This window comes from Streptomyces sp. NBC_01306, assembly GCF_026340465.1.
Taxonomy (GTDB): domain Bacteria; phylum Actinomycetota; class Actinomycetes; order Streptomycetales; family Streptomycetaceae; genus Streptomyces.
In genome coordinates this window covers 2151981-2168670 of record NZ_JAPEPC010000001.1, presented here as the reverse complement: position 1 = coordinate 2168670, position 16690 = coordinate 2151981, and the positions used below count along the sequence as shown (strand labels likewise).

General features: G+C 69.8%; 16 protein-coding genes. 7 read left to right on the top strand and 9 right to left on the bottom strand.

What is annotated here, in order from left to right:
* Nucleotides 1-181: 181 nt before the first annotated feature.
* Complete coding sequence (locus tag OG385_RS09290; RefSeq protein WP_266853567.1) at nucleotides 182-811, bottom strand: RNA polymerase sigma factor; 630 nt, start codon at nucleotides 809-811, stop codon at nucleotides 182-184.
* 484 nt (nucleotides 812-1295) lie between these two features.
* Between OG385_RS09290 and OG385_RS09285 the strand changes: the two genes are divergently transcribed.
* From OG385_RS09285 to OG385_RS09255, 7 genes are all read left to right on the top strand, one after another.
* Nucleotides 1296-1469, top strand: a complete 174-nt coding sequence (locus OG385_RS09285; protein ID WP_266853566.1) for a CopG family transcriptional regulator — start codon at nucleotides 1296-1298, stop codon at nucleotides 1467-1469.
* Between the two features lie 13 nt (nucleotides 1470-1482).
* Nucleotides 1483-1827: a VOC family protein gene (locus OG385_RS09280; protein ID WP_266853565.1), complete on the top strand. Its 345-nt coding sequence runs from the start codon at nucleotides 1483-1485 to the stop codon at nucleotides 1825-1827.
* A gap of 440 nt (nucleotides 1828-2267) precedes the next feature.
* Nucleotides 2268-3731, top strand: coding sequence for an MFS transporter (locus OG385_RS09275; protein WP_266853563.1), 1464 nt, complete (start codon nucleotides 2268-2270; stop codon nucleotides 3729-3731).
* 128 nt (nucleotides 3732-3859) lie between these two features.
* Nucleotides 3860-4483 (top strand): response regulator transcription factor, encoded by a 624-nt coding sequence (locus tag OG385_RS09270; protein WP_266853561.1) that lies wholly within the window; start codon nucleotides 3860-3862, stop codon nucleotides 4481-4483.
* 145 nt (nucleotides 4484-4628) lie between these two features.
* The gene (locus OG385_RS09265) at nucleotides 4629-5426 is read left to right on the top strand and encodes an FAD-binding oxidoreductase (protein ID WP_266853560.1); all 798 of its coding nucleotides are present in this window, start codon (nucleotides 4629-4631) and stop codon (nucleotides 5424-5426) included.
* 143 nt (nucleotides 5427-5569) lie between these two features.
* A complete protein-coding gene (locus OG385_RS09260; protein WP_266853558.1) occupies nucleotides 5570-6340 on the top strand; it encodes an O-methyltransferase in 771 nt (256 codons plus the stop codon).
* Between the two features lie 78 nt (nucleotides 6341-6418).
* Complete coding sequence (locus OG385_RS09255) at nucleotides 6419-7264, top strand: class I SAM-dependent methyltransferase (protein WP_266853556.1); 846 nt, start codon at nucleotides 6419-6421, stop codon at nucleotides 7262-7264.
* Between the two features lie 97 nt (nucleotides 7265-7361).
* Here the strand turns inward: OG385_RS09255 and OG385_RS09250 are convergent, their stop codons facing one another.
* The 8 genes from OG385_RS09250 to OG385_RS09215 form a co-directional block, all read right to left on the bottom strand.
* Nucleotides 7362-7826 (bottom strand): VOC family protein, encoded by a 465-nt coding sequence (locus tag OG385_RS09250; protein WP_266853554.1) that lies wholly within the window; start codon nucleotides 7824-7826, stop codon nucleotides 7362-7364.
* Nucleotides 7827-7864: 38 nt separating this feature from the next.
* Nucleotides 7865-8932 carry a histidinol-phosphate transaminase gene (locus OG385_RS09245; protein ID WP_266853552.1) on the bottom strand — a complete coding sequence of 356 codons (1068 nt, stop codon included), beginning with the start codon at nucleotides 8930-8932 and terminating at the stop codon, nucleotides 7865-7867.
* 46 nt (nucleotides 8933-8978) lie between these two features.
* Nucleotides 8979-9374 carry a cupin domain-containing protein gene (locus tag OG385_RS09240; RefSeq protein WP_266853551.1) on the bottom strand — a complete coding sequence of 132 codons (396 nt, stop codon included), beginning with the start codon at nucleotides 9372-9374 and terminating at the stop codon, nucleotides 8979-8981.
* Complete coding sequence (locus tag OG385_RS09235) at nucleotides 9371-10414, bottom strand: cyclopropane-fatty-acyl-phospholipid synthase family protein (RefSeq protein ID WP_266853549.1); 1044 nt, start codon at nucleotides 10412-10414, stop codon at nucleotides 9371-9373. Before OG385_RS09235 ends, OG385_RS09240 begins: the two co-directional genes overlap by 4 nt.
* A 131-nt stretch (nucleotides 10415-10545) precedes the next feature.
* Complete coding sequence (locus OG385_RS09230; protein WP_266853548.1) at nucleotides 10546-11664, bottom strand: FAD-binding oxidoreductase; 1119 nt, start codon at nucleotides 11662-11664, stop codon at nucleotides 10546-10548.
* A complete protein-coding gene (locus OG385_RS09225) occupies nucleotides 11657-12616 on the bottom strand; it encodes a hypothetical protein (RefSeq protein ID WP_266853546.1) in 960 nt (319 codons plus the stop codon). The genes OG385_RS09230 and OG385_RS09225 overlap by 8 nt, the downstream gene beginning before the upstream one ends.
* Nucleotides 12617-12873: 257 nt before the next feature.
* Nucleotides 12874-13983 (bottom strand): FAD-binding oxidoreductase, encoded by a 1110-nt coding sequence (locus OG385_RS09220; RefSeq protein ID WP_266853544.1) that lies wholly within the window; start codon nucleotides 13981-13983, stop codon nucleotides 12874-12876.
* Between the two features lie 41 nt (nucleotides 13984-14024).
* Nucleotides 14025-15776 carry a transposase gene (locus OG385_RS09215; protein ID WP_266853542.1) on the bottom strand — a complete coding sequence of 584 codons (1752 nt, stop codon included), beginning with the start codon at nucleotides 15774-15776 and terminating at the stop codon, nucleotides 14025-14027.
* Nucleotides 15777-16690 lie beyond the last annotated feature (914 nt).

The following is a 16690-nucleotide window of genomic DNA, read 5'->3' as shown; positions in this document are numbered from 1 at the left end:
CTGGCTCCCTTCCCGTGTCGCTCCCCGCAGCAGCCCCTCGTGGTGGCGCTGCGTTCTTGCCTGAACAGAGGGGCGGGAGCGCCGCTGGATACACGAGGGGCGGATTTTCTTTTTCCGGGACGGCCGGCCCGGCCGTCCCGCGGCCCGTCCTGCGGCTGACCGCCAGGCGGCCCGACAGCCTCTAATCGGGATCCGCCTGCGCTTTCAACGTGGCGCGGATGCTCGCCAGAATGCGGCTGCGCGTCGGCCCGATGGAGCCGCGGGCCATCCCGGACGCCGCGGCGATGGCGTCGTAACTGAGCGCGGGCTCCGCGAAGAGCAGCCCCAGCAGCACCTTGTGGTCGTCCGGCAGGCTCCGGACGGCGGCCCGTAGGCGGGCACTGTCGACCCGGGCGAGCGCCTGTTCCTCCGGCGACGCGGAGGTCAGCGCGGCGGCCACGGTCAGTTCGGCCGGGTCGGACACGCTCAGGGTGCGGCGGCTCTGCCGGGAGTGCTGGATGGCCTCCCGCTTGGCCACGGTCACCAGCCAGGAGGCCACCCGGCCGGGCTGCTTGAGGCTGCCGATGTGCTCGACCAGGCGCTGCCAGGTGAACTGGCAGACGTCCTCCGAGTCCGCGTGGCTGAGGCCGTGCGAGCGCGCCACCGTCCACACCACAGGGCTGCAGAGGCGGACGAGGCGTTCCCACGCGGCGGCGTCGCGTTCGCGGCAACGGCCCACCAGCGCATCGAGGTCCGTCGTGGCGCGCTGCTCCGCAATCCCCGCGCCGCCCCCTTCCACGTTCTCGGCCTGACCAGTCCTGCCGCCTCCCATGGAAGCCTCCTTTTGACCTGTGGGCCGGAAGTCGGTTCAGCTGTGTGCTCTCGAATGCGCCTGTCAGCGAAGGTTGTCGGCGGTGGTCGGGGCGCGCGTCACGCGCGCCCGCTGCACGGCGGCGGCGCCGCACCGGCACGCGGAGCGGCCCGAGCCGAGTGAAGGGGAAGGAGCCGGGGCCGGCACGGCAGGGCTCGCGGCAACCCGGGGTGCGGTGTCCCGTGGGTGTCAACGGGCTTGTGCCGAGCGGACATTGGACCACGCGGACTTCGGCAGCGGGGGAAACGCTGCTCCGGGGCCGACCGCGGCCGACCCGGAGTCTCCCGTGTCGGTGCGGCGATTTCAACCGGTCTCTGCGCGGACGTACGGGGCCGGCGAGAGAGGCGCCCGGTCGTCAGGGCCCCTGCCCCCGGTCGTCAGGGCTCTCGTCGCCACCCCGCACGCGGTGGTTGGCAACCTGCTCCCTGGCTGCTAGATTGCTAGCATGACTGCTGAGGAGGTTAGGCAGTTCAACGTCTACTTGCCGGTAGAGCTCATTCGGCAGGTGAAGCATCACGCCATCGACCGCGAACTGTCATTGTCGGCGCTGGTTGCCGAGGCGCTGCGTGCTTATCTCGACGAGCGCCCGAGGCAGGATCAAGACGGAACCGTTTCGTGAGAGGAGTTCTGATATGACGACCCGTGGTGTCGAAGGCGTCTACGTTGAGACCCGCAGCTGGGGGAAGACGGCCAAATTCCTGGAGTCGTTGGGCTACAAGGTCGAGTTCGCGACCGAGCACGGCTCCGGGATGCTCAAGAACGACGACGGGCCGTACTTCGTCGTCGGTGAGATCCCCGAGGACCGTGAGCCGCAGGTGCAGCTCGTCCTCCGCGTCGAGGACGCGGAGACCTTCAAGCCCGACCCGATCGTCGAGGTGGTCTCCCCGTTCGAGGAGACCCACTACGGCACCCAGCGGATGGTGGTGCGCGACCCGGACGGGCGCGAATGGAGCATCGAAGCGCCGCTCAAGGGCTGAGCGGGTCTGTCGCGAGGCGGGAGCGGCCGCCGGCCGCCGGCTCCCGGTGGTATCCCCTGACGTGCGGCGCGCTCCCGTCTCGCCGAACGCCCCCGATTCCTTCTGAGGTCGGGGGCGTTCCCTTTTTCCGGCCCCTGAAAAGGGCCGAAACGGCGGCGGCATTCGCTGAATGCGCTGCAAGCAATGGGCTGCGAGCAATGCGCTGCGAGCATTGTGCTTCGAACCCGGCCCACCGGCGCGGTTCCCCCTTATCGGTGCTTATCCGTAACGGAAAGCTCTCGAACGGGCTGGCGAATTTTCTGAACGGCGGGAACGGCGGAAACCGCGGGAAGCGGACCGCTGGAAATGGCCGACTATCGACCTTGTGTTGCGTGGCCCCTTCTGTGCGAGGATGCTAGCAATCTAGGGAAGTAGTCACGAAACGAGATGCGGGGTTATCGATGGTCAGCGAAAAGATCTCGACCAGGGCGGCGGACGCCTCGGCGCCGTCCCCACCGCCGCGGCGTGGTCTCGGCATGTTCGTCGTGATGATCGGAGTGCTCATCTCCGCGGTCGACGGCACGATCGTGGTACTCGCCCTGCCGGCGATCGAAGAGGACCTGAACATCACCCTGGCCGCCGTCACGTGGGTGGTCGTCGGCTACCTGCTCGTGGTCACCGTGCTCGCCACACAGCTGGGCCGGTTCGGTGACATGTTCGGCCGGGTGCGCATGTACAAAGCCGGCTTCCTGGTGTTCACCATCGGCTCGGTGCTCTGCGCGGTGGCCTGGAACGCGCCGAGCCTCATCGGCTTCCGGCTCGTCCAGGGCGTCGGCGCCGCACTGATCGCGGCCAACAGCGGCGCGATCATCTCGGAGCTCTATCCGCCGCAGGAACGCGGCCGCGCCTACGGCTTCAACGCCTTCGGCTTCTCGTTCGGCTCGGTCCTCGGTGTCCTGCTCGGCGGCGTCGTGGTGACCTATGTGTCGTGGCAGTGGATCTTCTGGATCAACGTGCCGATCGGCGTCGTCGCGCTGGTGCTGGCTCAGCGGGTGCTGCGCGACCACGGCGAGCGGCAGCGCCGGAAGTTCGACTTCGCCGGCATGATCACGCTGGGCCTGGGCCTCTTCGGGGTGCTCTGGGCGATGACCGGACTGGCGTCCCATCCGCTCGACGGGACCCTGATCGGGTACTTGGTCGGCGGCATCGTGCTCCTGGTGGCCTTCGTCTTCGTCGAACTGAAGCAGAAGGAGCCGACCCTCGATCTGTCCCTGTTCCGCATTCCGACGATGGCACCCTCGCTGCTGGCCTCGATGCTCCAGGGCGTCGGCAGCTTCGCGGTGCTCTTCCTGGTCATCATGTATCTCCAGGGCACCCGCGGGATGGATCCGATCGACGCCTCGCTGCTGCTGGTCCCGGGCTATGTGGTCGGGGCGGTGGTGGGGCCCTACTCCGGGCGGCTCACCGACAAGCTCGGCTCTGTCGTCCCCGCGACCATCGGGCTCGGCATCTCGGTCGTCGCGATGGCGATCTTCGCTCAGATGACCGCGACGAGCAGCCTGTGGCTGGCCGCCATCGGCAACCTCGTGATCATGATCGGGGGCAGCTTCTTCTTCCCGGCCAACAGCACCGCCGTGATGAAGGCGGCCCCGCCCGACCGGCTGGGTATCGCCTCCGGTGTGCTGCGCACCTTCTCCAGCATCGGCATGGTCTTCTCCTTCACCACGGCCATGCTCGTGGCTTCGCACTCGATCCCGCGGAACATGGCGTTCGCCATCTTCGTCGGCACCAGCAAGCTGGACGGCCGGCTGGCGGTCGCCTTCGCCGAGGGCCTCAGGGCGGCCTTCTACACGATGATGGGGATCATGATCCTCGCGGCGATCCTCTCGGCCCTCCGTGGCACGGGCCGCAAGAGCCGTCTGTAGCGGAGCCCGTTGCGCCGCCGGGGACCGTCTCCCGGTCCCGAGTGCCGGGCCTCACGCATCCCCCGGCGGCGGGCAGCAAGGCAACTGTCGACCGACTAGTTCGCGGGAGAATGGTGATCAGGACAGCGATGTTGAATTCGCCTGGCGTCACGCGTAATCCACCTGGTGTCACGCGCACCACCGTGCTGCTCGCAGGTGACCACCCGATCTACCGATCCGGGTTGCGGATGCTGCTCGACGAGGTGGAGTCGTTCCACGTCGTCGGTGAGTCCGGAACGGGTTCGGACGCGGTGGCCATGGCGCACACCCTGCGCCCCCAGGTTGTAGTGATGGACATCGTCCAGCCGGGGCAGAGCATCGCCGAGGTGATCACCCCGATCACCGGCTCCTGCCCGGACACGGCCGTGCTCATCATCAGCCCGCTCGACGAACGGGAGGCCCTGCTCTCCGCGATGCGCGCCGGGGCCCGCGGCTATCTGCTCAACGGCGCCCGCTGGCAGGACCTGGTGCTCGGGGTGGAGATGGTGCGCGCGGGCGGGCTGGTCTTCGATTCCTGCGCTTCCGAGTGGGTGCTGGAACACCTCAGCCGGCCGCTGTCGTCCGGAGCGCGCTACCCCGCGCCGGAGAGCGGCCGGTACGACCTGCCCCGGCTGGTCCGGCACTCCGATCCGGCCGGGTCGGCGGAATCCCGGCTTCCCGGCGCTCGCCGTACGCCCGCGCGAGTCGGGGCCCAGCCCGTCAACCGGCTCTGACGGACGGGGCGGAAAGCGAACGCCGAGCGGGAAATCCGGGTGTCCGACTGGGCGGAATCCCCGGTCGGACACGCGTACGCGGCCAGGGGCGTGCACGGTAGCGTTGCCAGCACTTTCTCGTCGCACTTCACGAAGGAGCACGGCGATGAACCAGCGTTTCCACGCGTTACGGGTGGCCGACGTGATCGTCGAGACGGAGGACGCCCGCTCGCTGGTGTTCGACGTTCCCGACGACCTCGCCGGGGAATTCCATTACCGGCCTGGGCAGTTCCTCACGGTGCGCATTCCCGATGCCGAGCACGGGTCCGTCCCCCGCTGCTATTCGCTGTCGAGTTCACCGCACACCGCGGATCCCTTGATGGTGACGGTCAAGCGGACGCCGGCCGGCCGCGGCTCCGACTGGCTGCTCAGCGGCGTGCGTGTCGGCAGTGTGGTGCACGTCCAGCCGCCGGAGGGTCGGTTCACCCCTGCCTCGCTCGACGGCGACTTCCTCTTCCTGGCTGCCGGAAGCGGTATCACCCCGGTGATGTCGATCATCAAGTCGGTGCTGGCCGCCGGTTCCGGCCGGCTCACCCTGATCTACGCCAACCGCGACGAGCGTTCGGTGATCTTCGGGAAGCAGCTGGCCGGACTGGCCGCCGCCCATCCGGACCGGTTCACCGTCCGGCACTGGCTGGAGTCCCGGCACGGGCTGCCGGACGCCGCCGGACTGCGGGCGCCGGCCGCACCGTTCCGCGACCGCGACGCGTTTGTGTGCGGCCCGGAGCCGTTCGTGGCCGGTGCGGTCGACGCCCTGGCTGCGCTGGGGGTTCCCCGTGAGCGGACCCACCTGGAACAATTCCGACTGCCGAACCGCACTGCGTTCCCGGAGCCGTCGCCCGGCGGAGATCCGTCGGCGCTGACATCACGGAGCGTCAAAAGCCTTCAGATGATGCTGCCTTGACGCGTATGCCCACCACCGGCGCGGTGCGGATTCCTGCGGACCTCGCGCGGTGACGCCGAGCCGCCGGCCCGGCGGGCGGCGACGTCCCGCACCGCCGCTGATGGCATGTACCCCTATGAGCGGACCCGGATCGGAGATCGGTGATGGCGAAACGGCTGCGAATGCTGATGCGGATGGGGCACCTGACCCGGACGGGTCAGGTCGGTGACGGGCGGGAGGAGGCGCTCGCCGACTATGTGCTCTCGCACGCGGTCCCCGGGGACGTCGACGACGCGATCCGGCTGATCGACAAGTACGCCTACCAGCAGGCCTCGCTGATCAACATCGGCGACGAGAAGGGGCTGCTGCTGGACGCCGCGGTGCGGCGGGTCAAGCCCCGGCTGCTGCTGGAGCTCGGTACGTACTGCGGGTACAGCGCGCTGCGGATGGCCCGGGTGATGCCGCCGGAGGCCCGACTCTGCTCGATCGAGTTCAGCGCGGCGAACGCCTCGGTGGCCGAACGCATCTGGAAGCACGCCGGGTTGGGCGACCGGGTCAGCGTGCTGCACGGCACGCTCGGGGACGACGGCCGCACCATCGAGCGCCTCACCAGCGAGCACGGCTTCGGCCCCGGCCGGCTGGACTTCGTCTTCGTCGACCACATCGCCCGGGCCTATCTGCCGGACCTGCAACGCATCCTCGACCAGCGGTGGCTGCACCCGGGCTCGACCGTGCTCGCCGACAACATGAAGGTGCCCGGCGCGCCGCGCTACCGCGCGTATCTGCGCGAGCGGGAGGGCACGGAGTGGCGCACCCGTGAGCGCCACACCCACGTCGAATACCAGTCGTGGGTCAAGGACCTGGTGCTGGAGTCGGAGTACCTGCCATCCGAGGTTGCCGCCGGCACCGGCGGCACCGGCCCCACACCCGCGTGATGACGGACTGACTCCCGGCCGCAACCGGGAGCTCGCGACCATGAGGCCCGGACGGGCCCCAACGGAAAGGAACCACCAGTGACGGCGACGGCGGACAAGACCGCGATTCGGACCGCGTTGTGGCGTGCTCTGCACGTCCAGGCCGATCCCGGGCCGCATGTGTTCGAGGACGAACTCGGCGCACGGCTGGTGGCGCCGGGCGGCGACTGGCGGTCCCGGCCGGACATGGACCCGGTGCGCAGCGCCCGGGCGCGCGCATCCATCGTGGCCCGGGCCCGGTTCACCGAGGACCTGGTCGTCGAGCAGGCCGCCCGGGGCATCGACCAGTACGTCATCCTCGGCGCCGGGCTCGACACCTTCGCGCAGCGGCGGCCGGAGGGCGCCGGGGGAGTGCGGGTCTTCGAGGTGGACCAGCCGGAGACGCAGGCGTGGAAGCGGGCGCGGCTGAACGAGCTGGGCTACGGGATCCCCGAGGGGCTCCGCATGGTCCCTGTCGACTTCGAGGCGGACGACGACTGGTGGCAGCGCCTGACGGAGAACGGCTTCGACCCCGGCCGGCCGGCGGTGCTGGCCTGCTCCGGGGTCACCATGTACCTCACCAGGGACGCGGTGGCCGCCACACTCCGCAAGGCCGCGGCCCTCGCCGAGGGTTCCGCCGTGGCCATCACGTTCATGCAGCCGGCCGGCCTGGTCGACCCGGAGGAGCGGGCCGCCCGGGAAGGCGTGGAGCGCGCCGCGCGCGCCGACGGGACGCCGTTCCACAGCTTCTTCGGCCCGGACGACATCCTGGCGCTGGCCAAGGAAGCCGGGTTCCGGGACGCCGAGCATGTCTCCGCGGGCGATCTCGCCGCGCGCTACTTCGCCGGCCGGACCGACGGCCTCCGGCCGTCGACCATCGAGGAACTGCTGCTCGCCACCACCTGAACTGCACGGCTGCCGGGCCTGCGGGGTGCGGCAGACGACTCCGGGCCTGCCGCGCGGATGCGGCAGGCCCGGAGTCTGTGGGGGTGAGGGTGGGGTGTCAGCTCCTGCCCTGGACGTACGCGTTCGCGCGGCGTTCGAACTCCTCCGGGCTCACGTCCTCGATACGGGTGGCGAGCGTCCAGCGGTGGCCGAACGGGTCGACGACCTGCCCGGTCCGTTCGCCGAAGAAATGGTTCTCGACCGGGCGCTTCTCCTCCGCCCCGGCCTGCACGGCCCGGTCGAAGGCGGCGTCCACGTCCGGCACGAACAGGTACAGGGTGACCGGCGTGCCGCCGAGGGCCCTGGGGCCGGGCAGTCCGGCCGCGGGGGACTCGTCGGACAGCATCACGACGGTGCCGCCGATCTGGATCTGCGCGTGCGGCACCGTGCCGTTGGGCGCGGTGTACCGCTGTAGTTCCTTCGCCCCGAAAGCCCGGGTGTAGAAGGCGATCGCCTCGTCCGCGTCGGCCACGGACAGATACGCCGTCAGTTCGGCGTAGCCGTCCGGAATCGGCTTGACCACGGTTGACCTCCAAAGATGGATCGGATGCTGGGGCGCGGCTACCGCGCGCCCGCGGTGACCTGGTCGAGCGCGTCGAGGAACGTCCGCAGCTCCTCCTCGGTGCCGAGGGAGACCCGCAGATGACCGGGGAAGCCGAACATCCCGGTGTCGCGCACGAGGATGCCGTGGTCCCTGGCAAGGATGTCCTGGGCCTTGCCGGATGCGGCGACCGTGACAGCCACGAAGTTGGTGACCGAGGGCAGATAGCGGTACCCGCGGCGGTCGAGCTCGGCGCAGAACCAGCGGCGCCGCTCCGCGCTCTCCTGCCGGACGCGGCCCAGGAACTCCTGGTCCGCGAGGGCCGCCACCGCCGCGGCCTGCGCGGCACGGTTCACGCTGAACGGCAGCACCGTCAGCGTCCGGCGCACCTCGGCGATCAGCTCGGCGGGACCGAGCGCATAGCCGACCCGCAGGGCCGCGAGACCGTAGGCCTTGGAGAAGGTGCGCAGGGCGAGCACCGGGGTGCCGTCCCGCAGCCGGCTCCTGGCCTGCGGCTGGTCCGGCGGGCAGAACTCGTGGTACGCCTCGTCGAAAACGAGCGGGGTGCCGCTGCTGCGCGCCGCGGCGACCAGCGTGTCGAGCGCAGACCCCGGCAGCGCGGTGCCGCACGGGTTGTGCGGGTTGCACACATAGCCGATTCCGCATTCGGGGAGCCGCTCCGCGAACGCCGCGGAGTCGATCCGGGGACCGTCGAGCGGTACCTGGACGGCGCCCCGGCCGATGCGCTCCAGCGCCGCCGGGTAGCCGGGGAAGGTGCCGGCGGTGACGAGACCGGGGCGCTCCAGGTCGCCGAGGGTGAGCGCGGTCGCCAGCACCAGCTCGTCGCTGCCGTTGGCCACCGCGATCTGCTCCTCGGGCACCTCCCAGTACCTGCTGAGGCGTTGGACGAGCCCCTCGCGCTCCGGCGACGGATAGCGGTTGATCCGGTCCAGCTCCCCGGTCACTGCCACGACCGCAGCCGGGCTCGCGCCGAACGGACTCTCACTGAGGTGCAACCGCACCAGCGAATCCGCCGACGGCACACTGGTGTTGTAGGTCTGGGCCGCTTGCCGGGCCGGAGCGCTCATGGACGGACGCTCCTGTCCTGACGCCGGGGCGGCCGGTCCGGGGAACTCACAGATGATCTCCCACCAGGATCCCGAAGCAGTAACTCCCCACCGCTGCCTCCAGGGTGAGGAAGCAGTGCTCACTGCCGGCCGGTATCCGCATCACCGCCGGTGAGACCAGCGTGTGGCGCACGCCGTCGAGTTGGACCTCGATACGGGCCTGGCCGGGCTCGGGTGAGACCAGGACGTAGAGCTCGTCGACGTCATGGGTGTGCGGAGCGGCGACGGGCCGGCCCACGAGCTTGCTGAGCTCGCCGCCGGCGAGCTGCACCGGCAGCCCGCCGAACATGTCCGCGGTGACGTAGAAGGGCGCGGGCCGGTGATGCCCGGCGATCGCGAGGGGGATGGGCAGTGCGGTGATGATCTCCGCATTCGCAGCGGTCGACGGGTCCTGTACCGTCACGCCGCCTCCAGGACGAACAGATACGTGTGCGGAGCGCCGAACGGCACCGTGCGGCGCAACTGCATCCCGCCGCGCTGGAAGAGCTGCTCGTACTCCTCGCGGGTGTAGATGGGCACGCCCATCAGCGCGTGGGCGAGTTCGAAACCACTGGAGAAGACCGGCAGCCGGGAGTCCTCGCCTTCGCTGCGCGGCCGGATCGTGGTGTCGGCCAGCAGAAAGGTGTGCGCCTGCGGGAATGCCTTGCGCAGCCGGGGGATGACCTCTTCGCGGCGCTTCGGATCGGCCAGCAGGTCGTGCAGGAACATGAAGCTCATCACGATGTCGGCCGCGCCGCTGCCGTCGACCTCGTGCTCCTTGAAGAGGATGTCGAGTACGTCCGCGCAGACCGGCTGCACGGTGCCGTCCAGGCCGTACTTGGCGACCGTCCGGTGCGCCAGCTCGGTGGCGGGCCGGCTGATGTCGATGCCGACCCCGCGGCTGCCGGGCCGGTTCTTGACCAGTCGGGAGACCCGCTCGCTGACGCCCGCGCCGAGGTCGACCAGGGTACGGAAGTCGATGCCGGCGATCTCCTCGTCGAGGATGTGGCGCATCAGCGCGGTGTCCGCCTGGGCGGAGCCGAGCGCGACCATGGCCTCGTCGCGGTGCAGATCGACGCCGAACCGGCGGTCGCCGCGGGCGAGGGGCGCCGCGTTGGCGAACACGTCGTGGTAGCCGCCGACGCCCCAGGTGAAGAAACCAAGGGCCCGGGCGATGTCCTCGCTGACGGTGGTCGCCTGGACCCGGTCACCGTGGACGTCGAGGTACCCGAACGATTCCGCGGCCTGGACGAGCGACCGGAAAACGGCGCCGTCCAGTGCGTTCTTCTCGCAGAACGAGGAAATGTCGAGCGTCCGGTCAGCTGCCAACTGCTGGAAAACTCCGAGCTGTTCGAGCGCGTGCACCACATGTGCGCAGATATAGCCGTTGAACGCGGTGTCCGGATTCAACGGGGTCAGCGCCTGGCCCTGCCATTCCGCAGGGAGTGCGTATGCCGACGACAATTCACACCTCTCAGATCTCACCGCGGATACCGGTGCAGCGGCGGGGGCGGTGCCGAGGCCCGCCCCCGCCGGCGCCGTCCCGCGGCTGGGGGAGCGGCGGGCAGCATGGGCCGCCCGCCACGGGAACGTGCTCAGGCCGGCTTCTGCGCCAGGTTGGTGGCGAGGGAGAAGGGGGTCAGATCGACCTCCGGCTTGACGCCGCGGTGCAGGTCGCGGACGATCCGGCCGGCGGTCGGTGCGTGGGCCAGGCCGTGACCGGTGAAGCCGGCCGCGAAGAGGATCCGCTCGTGCTCGCCCTCGCCCCGGCCCATCAGCGCCGACTTCGTCGGGGTGACGTCCAGTGTCCCGGTCCAGGCGCTGTGCAGCTTGGCGCCCGCCGCCTTGGGGTACCACTTCGGCAGCTCATCGACGGCCGCCTCGAACCAGAGGTCCCGCAACCCCTTCTGCTTGGAGATGCGCTCCAGGCCGACCAGGAAGCCGTTGCCGCGCCCCATCGTCTTCAGGCCGGAGACGGGGTGGAAGGTGAAGGGCGTATCGACCTCCTGGTCGGAGATCGGGTCGGTGTAGAGCAGTTCGGCGAACTGGCCCCACACCGGCAGCTCCATGCCGGCGAGCTTGGCGACGTCGCCACCCCACGGCCCGGCCGCGATGACGATCGCGTCCGCCGTGAACTCGCCTGCCGTGGTGGTCACTTCACCGGTACGGGCATCGATGCCGGTCACCTCGGTGCCGGTCAGCAGCCGGGCGCCGAGCTTCGTCGCCGCGTCCGCGTACCCCTTGACCATCGCTTCCGGCTTGATGCGGTAGCACTCCGGGGACCAGACCGCGGCCTCGATGGTGGAGGCGTCCAGCCAGGGGTTGTACTCGACGGCCTGGGCGGGGGTGAGCAGCTGGACGTCGGCGCCCACCTCGCGGTGGGCCGGCAGCAGCGCCTCGATCTCGGCCGTCTGCTCGGGGCTGGTCAGGATCGTGAGCAGCCCGAGGCGCTTCATCCCGAGGTCGGTGTTCATCGTCGCCGCGAACGAGTTGAAGTCGGGCAGGCTCCGGACGGCCAGTTCGGTGTCGTGCGGCTTCTTCGGGAAGTAGGTGCGGAACGCCCGCGCGGTCTGCGACGTGGTGGCCGTGCCGAACTGGTCCTTCTCCAGCAGGATCACGTCGATGCCGGCCTTGGCGCAGTGGTAGGCGATCGACACGCCGATCACGCCGCCGCCTATGATCAGCAGTTCGGTGGAGTTCTTCCGGTCAGGCATGCGCACTCCTCGTGATGGTCGGACGGAACGTCCAGGTGTCGCCCCCCAGTTCCCACGGGAACAGCTGCAGGTTCCAGGCACCGAGGGCGTTGGTGTAGGTGGCCATGTGGGAGAGCAGCGCGATGAAGTCCTCTTTGGAGGTGGTCTCCTCGATGACGGCGACCACTTCCCGGGTGAGGTCCCACAGCGTGTTCAGCCCGCAGTAGCCGAGGAATTCGGTGGGCTTGACGAGCAGGATCCTGGCCATCTCGACCAGTGCGGAGAACGGCACATCGGTCAGCCGGGCGGCCCGCACCAGTCCGGTGTGGGACACATAACCCAGCGGCCGGGTCTCCCCGTTGATGCAGACGAGCGAGGTCAGTACCGAGCCCTTGGTCCCGGCCCCGCTGTCGAAGCGGCCCTCGTGCGCGGCGATCAGTTCCTCGGGCGGCTCGATCAGAACCCGCTCGGTCTCCGCGGCGATCCGCTCGATCAGGTCGCGCGCCCGGGCGGACTCGGCCGGCATACGCCGTACCGCGTGGCCGGCCTCGCCGCCCACCCGCCGCACCTGGGCGAGGATCGGGGCGCCGTTGCCGTGCACGGCGTCCCAGACCATCTGGCCGATCTTCGGCAGCGCGTCGAGGTCCTCCGGGACGACGGAACCGATCGGCGCCGTGGGCATCGGTTCTGTCAGGTCGCCGTACTTGATGGTGAGGTGCTGCACCGCGGAGCAGAACACCGTGCCGTCGGGCTGGATCTTGCGGTCGACCTTGTAGTCCGGCACGGCATGGAGGAGGTCGTGCGCCGGCGGGACGTGATAAATGCAGTCACCGGCCACGAGTGCGTGGCCCTGCAAGGTCCGATACGGAAGTGACGCCCAGAGCGGCTCGACGATCTGGGCATTGCGGCCTTCGTCCAGAGTGATGCGTACCCTGGCGCCGATCGACTGCCAGGCGATCTCAATTTGGCGCATTATTCCTACCCCGTTCTCCTCGTTCCTCCAATTACGTGCATGTGTTCAAAAGGTTTGGAGGGTCGGTCGGATAGTGACATCGGGACGTTATCAGCGGCCGGAACCGCACGGTAGGGAAAACAGGACCACACCACTGAAGAGCTGCTGACTTTGTCACGTCGATATCTCGGCGATAAACTCGGTGTTTGTCAGTCTGCCGGGCTCCGCTGCGCCTTTGTCGGTATTTCGGGGCCCGACCTGACACAGGCGGGACCGGATCATTTCGGCGCGGACGGACTGAGCGCGAACGGCGTGAGGTCGACACCGGGGGAGCGGCCGAGGTACAGATCGCGGATGATCCGGCCGGTGGCGGGCGCCTGGCCGAGATCCTGGCCCGTGTACCCGGCCGCGACGAAGATCCGCTCGTGCACGCCGCTCGCTCTGCCGATGCACGCCGTCCTGGCCGGGGTGACGTCCACCGTCCCGGTCCACACGGTGTGCAGCCCGACGCCCTTGAGCTTCGGATACCGCGTGGCCAGCTCACCGGCGGCCTCCTTGAACCACACGTCCCGCATGTCCTGCCGCCGGGAGATGCGCTCCAGACCGACCAGGAAGGAGCGTCCGGCGCCCAGTGTCTTCAGCCCGGTCGCCGGGTGCACGGTGAAGGGCACGCCGAGCTCTCCGTCGGCGAGGACCGGGTCGGTGCGGAACAGCTCGGCGGACTGCGCCCACAGCGGGAGTTCCAGCCCGGCCGAGGCCGCGAGTTCGCCGCTGCCGGCCTCGGCCGCGAGGACGACGGTCTCCGCGGTGAACTCACCGCGGGCGGTGGTGACCCGGCCGCTCTTCGCGTCCAGCCCGGTCACCGTATGGCCGGTCAGCAGCCGGGCGCCGTGTTCCCGCGCGCCGGCGGCATAGCCCCGCATCACCTTGTCCACGTCGAGGAGATAGGACTGCGGGCACCAGATCGCGGACCCGTCGCCGGCCGGGTCCAGCCAGGGGTTGTACGCGCGGGCCCGGTCCGCGGTCAGCGGCTCCAGTTCCACGCCTGCGGCGCGCTGGGCCGTCAGCTCCCGCTCCAGCTCGGCGGCTTCCCGCCGGCCGTTCGGCACGACCAGCCACCCGACGTCCGAGAGCACCAGGTCGGCGCCCCCGGCCGGGGTGAACGCACGGTAGTCCGCGAGGCTGCGTACCGTCAGCTCGGAGTTGTGGACTTTCCCCGGTTGATAGGTGCGTACCGGGCGGGCGGCCGGTGCGGCGGCGGTCTCGGCGTCGTCAGGACCGAGCAGGATGACATCGATGTCCGCCCGTGCGCAGTGATATGCGATCGAAAGCGCCGTCACTCCGCCGCCGACGATGAGCATGTCAGTGGTGTTCCCCTGGCGAGGCATATGCCCTCCCCTGTCGATGAGAATTTCCCCGTGCAATGGTGTTACGCAAGGTCGGCCCGGTAATCGGTCCGGGCCAGCAAACGCACGAGATTCGCAATGGAAGCGAGCGTGACGTGCCGGTGCCAGCCGGGAAAGGACCGGCCGCTGAAATCCCAGATTCCGACGTGCTGGGAAACCGAATCCAGATCTCGGTCCACCCGGCGCACGAGCCTGGACAATTTCAGTACGGTCGCGGCCGGCACCGTCGTCAATGTCGTCAGCCACAGCTCCTCGCACACGTTCTCCCCCACCGGGCTGACCGCGATCAGCCGCAGCGGCGCCTCCGCGCCCGGGTGGAGGTGCTGGGAGCCGGCGGGCCACTGGACGCCGACGGTGGTGATCAAGTGGCCCTTCTCGACCGCGGGATCGGGGCCGTCGACCGGCCGGCGGCGGAACCGGGCCACCTCCACGATCCGGCGCGCGGTGAGCGGCCCGTGCGAGCGGTGCCCGGCCAGCGCCGGGTCGTTGATCTGCAGGGGCATGGCCGCCGGGATCCGTACGAGCAGGGGCACTTCCGCGGCGTGCAGCGGCCGGAGGATCTGGACGTGTTCCATGTCGCGCCCGTCGAGCACCACCGGACGGTCGGGGCCCCCGGTGCGGGCCAGTACGTGCAGAAGGGCATGGGCCGTGCACTCGCCGAGGGACTCGGCGCTGATGTCGTCGGGCATCCCCGCCCGCCCGCGCCGGTGCGGGTCCTCGACCCAGTCCTTGGGCACTTGGAGGCGCCAGCTCACCGGGGTGCTGGCCGTCTCGGACGCCGCGAGGACGCCCACCGCCTGCTGGCCGTTGACGGCCTTCCCCCGGGTCGGGCAGAACCGCCGGCTCACCGCCACCGCCTGCTGGCCCGCCTTGGGGATGAGCACCGGGCGGATCACCCATGCCTCGGGCTCCATGGTCCGCGCCACGTAGCGGGTGAGCGCGGTGCGGACGGGTTCCCAGTTCCAGGTGGAGTCGCTGATGAAGTGGTGCAGCCGCTGGTCGATCCCCGGGTCGTCGACGGAGGCCGCGATGTTCCGGATGCTCTTCCGGCCGGGCGTGCCCAGCAGCCCCCGCAGGTACTGGCGGGCCCTCAGCCGTTGGTCGCGCCGGGTGAGGGTGGCGAACAACTCGTCGCAGACCCGGTCGAGGAGGATCTCCGTCGCGTCGGACAGGCCGGTGTGCCCCAGCAGGGGCGCCCGGCCGCCCGGGGCGCGCGGTGCCGGCGCCGCCGGGGCGGGCAGTGCCACGGACGGGCTCTCCGGCCCGGTGCCGTACGGGACTTCGGGTACCTCGCGCAGGCCCCGGCGCAGCCGGTTCAGCACGTCGACGACGGTGCGCGGCTCCAGTTCGAATTCCTGCGCCACCTGGTGGACCGGGGTGGAGAGCCGCGAGGCCGGCGTCTTCCCGGGGAGTCCGGTGTACCGCGGCGCCGCCGCCGGGCGGGGGCGTTGCAGCGGGACCAGATTGGTCGGCTGCGGGTCGGGGACGTCCAGGAGGCCGCGGAGCGCACGTACGGTCCTCGGGTCGAGTCCGGTCACCGCGGCGATCGTGGGATCCGGCCAGTGCGGGCGCGAGTTGAGGATCCGGGTGGCCGCCGCGGTGCGGTCGTCGAAGGAGAGGGGCATTCCGTGCCGGGCGTTGGACGACACCGCGGCGACGAACGCGTCCTCCTCGTCCCCGTCGAAGAAGACCACTTCGATCGACTGGTCACCGCGTAGTTCCGCGGCCTTCAGCCGGTGCATTCCGTCCAGGATCCGCATGGTCTTGCGGTGCACGAAGATGGGCGGGAGTTTGACCGGTGAAAGAGCTAGCGTGGTGACGTATTCCTTGTTCTCCCCGCGCGCTCTGAGATTTTCCCCGTGCCGCAGAATGCGAATGGGAATGGTGCAGGTCTGCAGGGCCGTTGGCTGCTCGGGTGGCGAAATGACCTCATCCGGGCTGTCGACTTGAGTGACCGCAGCTTGTTCCCAGCGCATCGGTGTCCCCTCATCCAGTAAATCCGTGTCGGTGTACCTGGAGAAAACGTCATGGTGGGGTGGCCGGCCGGTGTGCAGAACACCCGCCGCGCGAGGGAACTCAGGCACGCTATAACGGATTTCGAGAGATTCCCCCGTCGGATCCCCGGCTCATGCTGAATAAGCAGATATTGTCGTCAGGCTATACAGGCCTTCGATGGACGACAAGTGTGTGAGTTGATCACCGCGTCGAGCGCGCTGCTGGATTTGTTTCTCCCCAGTCGGACGGAGTGCCTGAATACCCAGTCGGACGGGAGATGTTGAATCCACGGAATGTGCGGCGGCGGTCGGTCGCCGTCCCGGACGCTACGTCGGACCGGCCCCGCCCGCAACCAGGTCGGGCGGCGGCCCGGACAGCCCGGCAGCATTTCCGGAACGGCGATCGGGGCGGCCGGGCACCACCCCCGGATTCCCTGTCGGCCCCCCGGATCCGCAGCCTGCGGCCGACCTGATGTGGAAGCACCTCACCTGACACAGTTCCCCGACGGACATTGGCCCCGCCGTGAACGGGCCATAAGACTGAGGCGCAGTCAGCCGGCGTCCGATCGACGGAGATCGACCGGGTAGCCCCGCCGGCGAGGTGGATTTCGCCGGCGCCCCATGCCGTCCATCCCCATCAGACCGTGTGCGCCTCCCGCCGCCGGGTGGCCGTGTGCGGGCCACATGTCAGCTGC

What these genes read in the sequence shown, in the direction of transcription:
- OG385_RS09225 (WP_266853546.1), bottom strand. Translation starts at nt 12,616, where the DNA reads ATGCGCCAAATTGAGATCGCCTGGCAGTCGATCGGCGCCAGGGTACGC.
- OG385_RS09260 (WP_266853558.1), top strand. Translation starts at nt 5,570, where the DNA reads ATGGCGAAACGGCTGCGAATGCTGATGCGGATGGGGCACCTGACCCGG.
- OG385_RS09270 (WP_266853561.1), top strand. Translation starts at nt 3,860, where the DNA reads ATGTTGAATTCGCCTGGCGTCACGCGTAATCCACCTGGTGTCACGCGC.
- OG385_RS09245 (WP_266853552.1), bottom strand. Translation starts at nt 8,932, where the DNA reads ATGAGCGCTCCGGCCCGGCAAGCGGCCCAGACCTACAACACCAGTGTG.
- OG385_RS09220 (WP_266853544.1), bottom strand. Translation starts at nt 13,983, where the DNA reads ATGCCTCGCCAGGGGAACACCACTGACATGCTCATCGTCGGCGGCGGA.
- OG385_RS09275 (WP_266853563.1), top strand. Translation starts at nt 2,268, where the DNA reads ATGGTCAGCGAAAAGATCTCGACCAGGGCGGCGGACGCCTCGGCGCCG.
- OG385_RS09230 (WP_266853548.1), bottom strand. Translation starts at nt 11,664, where the DNA reads ATGCCTGACCGGAAGAACTCCACCGAACTGCTGATCATAGGCGGCGGC.
- OG385_RS09280 (WP_266853565.1), top strand. Translation starts at nt 1,483, where the DNA reads ATGACGACCCGTGGTGTCGAAGGCGTCTACGTTGAGACCCGCAGCTGG.
- OG385_RS09265 (WP_266853560.1), top strand. Translation starts at nt 4,629, where the DNA reads ATGAACCAGCGTTTCCACGCGTTACGGGTGGCCGACGTGATCGTCGAG.
- OG385_RS09290 (WP_266853567.1), bottom strand. Translation starts at nt 811, where the DNA reads ATGGGAGGCGGCAGGACTGGTCAGGCCGAGAACGTGGAAGGGGGCGGC.
- OG385_RS09285 (WP_266853566.1), top strand. Translation starts at nt 1,296, where the DNA reads ATGACTGCTGAGGAGGTTAGGCAGTTCAACGTCTACTTGCCGGTAGAG.